The sequence below is a fragment of the Mesorhizobium sp. Arg314 genome (genome assembly GCF_053714275.1).
Map to the genome: position 1 here is coordinate 1 of NZ_JBSKBP010000220.1, position 605 is coordinate 605.

Sequence of the window (605 nt, forward strand, 5' to 3'; positions counted from 1 at the left end):
TGCTGCCGCCGACTGGGGAGCGATTGAGGACCCACACGACGACGAGCAGGATCCGGGCGACCTCCTCTATCCGTCGGTGGAGCCGGACTGGCTGCAGGAGCAGCATTTGTTCCAAAAGCAAAATGCCCCCGAACCCGTTGCCGGACCGGGCGATAGCGCTCCTGAGGTTCCCACCGAGGGGAGGGCATCGGCCGACGCGCCATTGCAGGGCGAGCCGTCGGTTCCGGGATTGACGCGCTTCACGCCGCCGCTCCCCGACCCGATGGACATGGATAGCATGATCGGATTGTCGGTGGACGACCACTTCCCGGTGTCGGACGTGGACGGGGGGGCGTATCCGCAAGCCCGTGAGCATCTGTCAGTGCAGGCGTTTGGGGAGCAGGAGCATGTTTCGCGGCCGGCCACGCCGATGGAAGCCGATAGCGCTCCTGGATTTGCTGCCGCCGACTGGGGAGCGATTGAGGACCCGCGGGACATCTTCGACTGGGTGGCGCTCGACCATTATTTGGCGTCGGATGTAGACCGAGGCGGGGGGGCGTATCCGCAAGCCCGTGAGGATTTGTCAGTGCAGGCGTTTGGGGAGCAGGAGCATGTTTCGCGGCCGG

1 protein-coding gene is annotated in these 605 nt (G+C 65.5%); it reads left to right on the forward strand.

All coding sequences use genetic code 11. From position 1 onward, the window contains the following. Positions 1-605 (forward strand): hypothetical protein (locus tag ACWGS9_RS35170; RefSeq protein ID WP_454509476.1); only part of this gene is annotated, 605 nt, incomplete at both ends.